The sequence below is a fragment of the Mycobacterium sp. genome, assembly GCF_032159565.1.
Classification (GTDB): Bacteria; Actinomycetota; Actinomycetes; order Mycobacteriales; family Mycobacteriaceae; genus Mycobacterium.
In genome coordinates, this window is record NZ_JAVHWR010000141.1 from 1 (window position 1) to 6181 (window position 6181).

The window sequence follows — 6181 nt, forward strand, 5'->3', positions numbered from 1 at the left end:
CGCCCAGCCGGGCCTGTCCTGCGGCCTGCCCGAACCGGAAGACCTGCAGCAGCGCCCACAACCGGCCGATGTCGAGTTTGCTTCCCGGACGTTCGGCGATGGCGCGCAATTGCACACCGGAGCCATGACGAATCAACCGGCCGACTGCGTTCTCGAGCAGCTGGTCGGGCGAGTCGGTCGTCGGCATCGCGAAACCCTCGCCCATGTCCGCCGCGGTGCCGACGGCGTAGTTGCGCAACGGAACCTGCTTGAGCATCAACGCCAACACGAACCCGACCACCGCGACTGGTGCCGCATACAGGAACACGAGGTCGAGGGCATCGGCGTAGGCCGCCGCGATGGGGGCGGCCATTTCCGGCGGCAGCTTGTGCAGCGCATCGGGCGACTGCGCCGCTTCGGGCGGTGCGCCGCTGCTTGCGAGAGCGGCCGCGAGCCGGGAATGCAGGAAGTTGTTGAACAGCGAGCCGAACACCGCGGCGCCGAACGAGCTGCCGATGGTGCGGAAGAACGTCACGCCGGAAGTCGCCACGCCGAGGTCGGAGAAGTCGACGGTGTTCTGCACGATCAGCACCAGCACCTGCATGCACATGCCGATCCCGGCGCCGAGCACCACCAGATACAGCGACTGCAGCACCGTCGACGTGTCCGGACCCATCCGCGACAGCAGCACGAATCCGATTGCCATGACGGCGGTACCGACCACCGGGAAGATCTTGTAGCGCCCGGTGCGGCCGACGATCACGCCGCTGCTCATCGACATCGTCAGCAACCCGATCACCATGGGCAGGGTGTGCAGGCCCGACGTGGTGGCCGACACCCCGTCGACGAATTGCATGAACGTCGGCAGGAACGTCAACGCACCGAGCATGGCGAAGCCGACGACGAACGACAGCGCGCAGCACACAGCGAACACCGGTTCGCGAAACAGTCGCATCGGCAGAATCGGTTCGGCAGCCCGCAGTTCGACCGCGACGAACGCGCCCAACGCCGCCAGCGACCCGGCGAAGAGCCCGATGATCATCGGCGAACCCCACGCGTAGGTGTTGCCGCCCCAACTGGTGGCGAGGGTGAGCCCAGTGGCGCCGAGCCCCACCAAGACGATGCCCGCGTAATCGATGACCGGCCGCGCCATCCGGCCGAGGTTGGGAATCGCGGCCACCGCGACCACAATCACCACGACGGCCACCGGCACGTTGATCCAGAACGCCCAACGCCAGCTCAGGTGGTCGGTGAAGAACCCGCCGAGCAGCGGGCCGATCACCGTGGTGACACCGAACACCGCCCCGAGCGCGCCTTGGTAGCGGCCGCGTTCGCGCAGCGGGATCACCTCGCCGATCACCGCCGTCGCGGTGACCATGATCGCTCCGCCGCCGACGCCCTGCAGAGCGCGCGCCGCCACCAGCATCGGCAACGAGCCGGCCAGCCCACACAGCACCGAACCCGCCATGAAGAACAGCACCGCGGCGATGAAGACGGTCTTGCGGCCGATCAGATCACCGAGCTTGCCGACGATCGCCGTCACCACCGTCGACGCCAGCAGATAGCTGGTCACCACCCACGCCTGGTGCCCCGCGCCCCCTAGGTCCGCCACCACCGTGGGCAACGCCGTCGCCACGATCGTCTGATCCAGCGCGGCCAGCAGCATCCCCAGCAGCACGGCCGTGAAAATCAGATTGCGCTTCGGCGCCGCCACCTCGGCGGCACTGGGCTGCGGAGGCTCCGGCGGTCGCGGCGGACCGGTCACCGTTGCCGTCATACCTTCGTCCTTGGTTGATGTCGCGTGAACTCGATGCCGTATAGCCACTGTCGGGATTGGTACCCCTCGACCAGCACGCCAACCCGGCCCGGTATCAGGGATCGGTAGTGAGCCTAATGAAATGTACCGAACCCGCAGCGCCGCGAACCCAGCGACGCGCGGTCGACCCCGACCCCAAGCCCGCGGTGCACGGCGACACTGAACGACGCCATCACCAATGTCCCTGTCTCGCTGTCGGAAACGTCGCCGTGCTCGACACCGCCTACCTCGCGCTCGTCTGGCTCGTCGTCTCGTGACACACCGTCGCCAACGGAGCATTGCGCCGAACTGAGCCGTTCCACGGCCATACTGACGGAGCGGACAGCCCCAACGTCCGCCCAACCAAGGGTGGTCCCGTGATCTGGCTTCTGCAACTGCCTGCTCCGCTTCTCGGGTTCGTCACGGTGGCCCTTGTCGTCGGACTGTCGGTGGGCGGGCTGATCGTGTTCCGAAAGGCGGTGTCGCACACCCGACTCGAGAATGCGAATGCGGTCTCAGGCCAGGTGTTCCAGCTCGCAGGCGTGCTCTACGCGGTACTCGTCGCCTTCGTCGTGGTCGTCGTCTGGGAACAGTTCGGAGACGCCGAGAACGCAACCGAGGCGGAGGCCAGTGCCGTGGCTGACCTACTTCGGGACTCCACGGCGCTACCCGCGGCGTACCGGCTCGAGGTGCGGCAGAGCCTCATCGCGTATACCGAAGACGTGATCAACGATGAACTACCGCGAATGCGACGGGGTGAGACCATCGAGGAGGAGTCTGACCACATGACCGCCGTTTGGACGGCCTTCCTGAAGGTGCAGCCGGAGACCCGCAACGAGATCGCGTTCTTCGACCACGACATCGTCAAGTTGAACGACCTGAGCGCCAACCGCAAGCTCCGGGTATCGACCGGTGAGTCCGCCATCCCCGGTGAACTCTGGGTGCTGCTGATCGGCGGTGGTGCCGTCGTGATGGCCTTCACGTTCCTGTTCGGGACCCGCGACCTATTCGTTCATGCCTGTGCCGTGGCCCTGACGGCGGGCCTGATGGGCTTCGTCATGTATCTGATCTTCGCGCTCGAGCATCCGTTCGTCGGCGCGCTGTCGGTGAAGCCCGACCCCTACGTGAACGTGCTTCAGATCTGGAACGAAGATCAGCCGCCGACGTAGACGAAAAGCCCAGTACACCACCTTTATCCCCGGCTACAACGCCGGCTATCAGGTGCTCGACGACGTGGGCTGATCGCCCCGACGCTGACCTCGGCGCTACCCCACAGCTCGGCCGCCAAGGATGCTCCAAGAATTCACCAAGAGCCGGGCGCGACTCTTTGGGTGTCACCGCCACTACCCCAAGGAGTGATCCACAAACCGTATCCGCGCCCTCTTGATCACCGCCGCAGGCGCAGCAGTACTCGCCTCGGGCTTCGGCCTCGCCACCGTCGGAGCTGCCGGCACCGCGAACGCCGACGTCTGCACCGAGTACTACTCGGACGGCAGCTCGTTCTCCTACTACTGCTAGACCACGGTGGGCCGTCCGCACAGTAGAGCGGGCGGCGCCCTCGTCGTCGCGCGCTGACGGTCAGCGCTTGTTGGCCCAAGGGAAGAACCGCCGAACCGCGGTGGCCATGACCCGCTGATACCCCGACCCCGTGAGCCGCGACAGTATGTCGAGGGCTTTGGCCTCCCAGCCGATCACCACCCGCGCACGGCCGTCGCGGACACCGTCGACGATCGTCGCCGCGGCCATCTCCGGTGAATGCAGCGCCAGGTACCTGTCGAAGAACTCCGCGAACGTCTGCGCATCCTCGCCGTCGCAGACGGTCGCATTGCGCGCGACCGCGGTCTTGATGCCGCCGGGATGCACACACGTCACCTTCACCGGATGCCCGGCGACAAGCATCTCCTGCCGCAATGCCTCGGTGAATCCGCGGACCGCGAACTTCGCTGCGTTGTAAGCACTTTGACCCGGTACCGCGATCAGGCCAAACAGGCTCGATATGTTCACGATGTGTCCGTCACCCGACGCGATCACATGCGGCAGAAACGCCTTGGTGCCGTTCACCACACCCCAGAAGTCAACGTCCATGATCCGTTGGATGTCCTTGAAATCGGAATCCTCGACGTTGCCGTTGTGCGCGATGCCGGCGTTGTTGTACACCTGGTGCACCGTGCCGAAGTGCGCGACGACGTCGTCGGCGTAGGCCAGCACTTCTTGCCGTTCAGCGACGTTCAGCCGGTCGGCCTTCACCTCCGCCCCAACCACTTCCACCGCACGAACCGTCTCCGCGAGACCATCGGCGTCGATGTCGGAGAGCGCCAGCTTTGCGCCCCTGGCCGCGAGGTCGAGTGCCAGCGCCCTGCCGATACCCGAACCTGCGCCGGTGATGACGGCGACCTTGCCCTCGAACGAACTCATATCGCTGCTTCCTTTTCGGTCATGAGGGTGCGCAGCCGCGCGCCCATGTGATTGATGGCCTCGTCGGCCTCGGCGAGAACGCCGGCCTGCAGATGAAAGTCGTGCCACAGGCCATCGAACCTGCGGTGTTCGACGAGCCCTGTTCCCGCTTCTGCGCCGGCCTTCTCGATCTTGTCCGCATCGATGCGCAGCGGATCGTCGCCGGCCGAATGCAGCACGATCGGCGGCAGCCCCGCCATGTCGCCACGCGCCGGCGAGATTCCGGGCAGCCGCGGGTCATGCCCGCCCACGTACCTCGGCGCCCACTCGGCGGCCATCGACGGATTGATCAGCGGATCACGCGTCTTCGGGCGCCCGCCGTCGATGTCGATGGCGAGGTCGGCCCACGGGCAGATCAAGCCGATCGCTGCCGGGCCGGGGATCCCGCGATCCTGAAGCGCCATGGCCAGCGACAACGCCAGCCCTCCGCCCGCCGAATCGCCCACAATGACAAGGCTTTCCGGCGCAACCCCACAGTCGATCAAGGATTGATAGACCGCGACCGTTTCCTCGAGTGCCACCGGATACCGCGCCTCGGGCGACCGCGAGTAGTCGGGCACCAGCGCCGTCATCCCGGCCGCATCGGCGAGCCGCGCCACCACGCCGCGATAGCCCTTGGCACTGCCCAGTGCATACGCGCCGCCGTGCAGGTACAGCAGTGTCCCGCCGGAGCCCTCCACCCCCGGCGGTCGCACCCCCTCCACCGGCACACCCGCGATGGTGACGCCGTCGTAGCCCGTACCCCTCGGCACCCGAGCTACCCGCGTGAACAGGTCATACATTCTGCGCTTGCCGCCGACCGAAACCCGGCGGGAGGCCAACAGTGGTCGGCAGCCGCGTAGCGCAGCGCGGACCACGCCCGGACGGATGCTCATGCGAATGCCTCCACCCGCGTCGCGTCGAACGCCAGCACGCCGTCCTCGACGGGCTCCTCGAGCAGCATCCGAGAGTCCTTCTCGTAGTGCATCAGCACCTGCCACGGCAGCTTGGAGCCCTGGCGCGGCATGACGTCCTTGGCGCGCTGCACGTAGCCGGATTGCAGTTGGTCCAGCATGCCGTCGCCCGTTGCGCAGCCGTCGATATCGTGCGGCGTCGCCACCGCATAACCGGTGTCGTCCATGTGCCGCATCAGCCGGCAGAGATACTCACCGGCCAAGTCGGACTTCAGCGTCCACGGCGCATTGGTGTAGCCGAACATCCACGCCATGTTGGGCATGTCCTGCACCAGCACGCCCTTGTAGGTCATCGCGTCGTGCAGCTCACGCGCCCCGCCGTCGACCGACAGCGCCATGCCGCCGAGCATCTGCAGGTTCAGACCGGTCGCGGTGACGATGATGTCCGCCTCCAGCTCGCGGCCCGACTTGAGCAGAATGCCTGCCTCGGTGAAGGTTTCGATCTGATCGGTGACGACCGACGCCTCGCCGGAGGCCAGAACGTCGAACAGGTCGCCGTCGGGCACCGCGCACAGCCGCTCGTCCCACGGCATGTAGTTCGGGGTGAAGTGGCTCATGTCGAACGACGCGCCGACGCGACGGCGCACCTGCGACAGCAGGAATCGGCGCATCGTCTTCGGCCAGCGCCTGCACGCCTTGTACAGCGAACGCTGGATCACGATGTTGCGCTTGCGCCCCAGCGCGTACACCGTTTCCTCGGACAGGAAGCGGCCCAGCGCCTGTGAGATCTTGTCGAACGCGGGCAGGGAGAACACGTACGACGGCGAGCGCTGCAGCATGGTCACGTGCGCGGCCGTGCCGGCCATCGAGGGCACCAGGGTGACCGCGGTGGCACCGCTCCCGATCACGACGACCTTCTTGCCCGCGTAGTCGAGGTCTTCGGGCCAGTGCTGCGGGTGCACGATGGTCCCCGAGAAGTCCTCCGAGCCCGGAAACGTGGGCGAGAAGCCCTGGTCGTAGTTGTAGTAGCCAGTGGTGGCGAACAGGAACGAACTGGTGA

At 66.5% G+C, this 6181-nt stretch carries 7 protein-coding genes; 3 read left to right on the forward strand and 4 right to left on the reverse strand.

Features of this window, described 5'->3' with window-relative positions; all coding sequences use genetic code 11:
• Positions 1-1756 (reverse strand): MDR family MFS transporter (locus QOC76_RS19045; RefSeq protein ID WP_526359208.1); only part of this gene is annotated, 1756 nt, incomplete at its 3' end.
• A gap of 107 nt (positions 1757-1863) precedes the next feature.
• Between QOC76_RS19045 and QOC76_RS19050 the strand changes: the two genes are divergently transcribed.
• The 3 genes from QOC76_RS19050 to QOC76_RS19060 all read left to right on the forward strand — a co-directional run bounded on the left by QOC76_RS19050 (position 1864) and on the right by QOC76_RS19060 (position 3292).
• A complete protein-coding gene (locus tag QOC76_RS19050) occupies positions 1864-2052 on the forward strand; it encodes a hypothetical protein (RefSeq protein WP_526359210.1) in 189 nt (62 codons plus the stop codon).
• Between the two features lie 99 nt (positions 2053-2151).
• On the forward strand, positions 2152-2943 hold the full coding sequence (locus QOC76_RS19055; RefSeq protein WP_526359212.1) for a bestrophin-like domain: 792 nt from the start codon (positions 2152-2154) through the stop codon (positions 2941-2943).
• A gap of 214 nt (positions 2944-3157) precedes the next feature.
• Entirely contained in the window at positions 3158-3292 is a 135-nt protein-coding gene (locus QOC76_RS19060; protein WP_526359214.1) for a hypothetical protein, read from the forward strand.
• A 60-nt stretch (positions 3293-3352) separates the two neighbouring features.
• On the opposite strand, the gene QOC76_RS19065 is transcribed toward QOC76_RS19060, so the two are convergent.
• The 3 genes from QOC76_RS19065 to QOC76_RS19075 form a co-directional block, all read right to left on the reverse strand.
• Positions 3353-4189, reverse strand: coding sequence for an SDR family NAD(P)-dependent oxidoreductase (locus QOC76_RS19065; protein WP_526359216.1), 837 nt, complete (start codon positions 4187-4189; stop codon positions 3353-3355).
• A complete protein-coding gene (locus QOC76_RS19070) occupies positions 4186-5103 on the reverse strand; it encodes an alpha/beta hydrolase (protein WP_526359218.1) in 918 nt (305 codons plus the stop codon). The genes QOC76_RS19065 and QOC76_RS19070 overlap by 4 nt, the downstream gene beginning before the upstream one ends.
• A partial coding sequence (locus tag QOC76_RS19075) for a flavin-containing monooxygenase (RefSeq protein WP_526359220.1) occupies positions 5100-6181 on the reverse strand: 1082 nt, incomplete at its 5' end. The genes QOC76_RS19070 and QOC76_RS19075, both read right to left, overlap by 4 nt.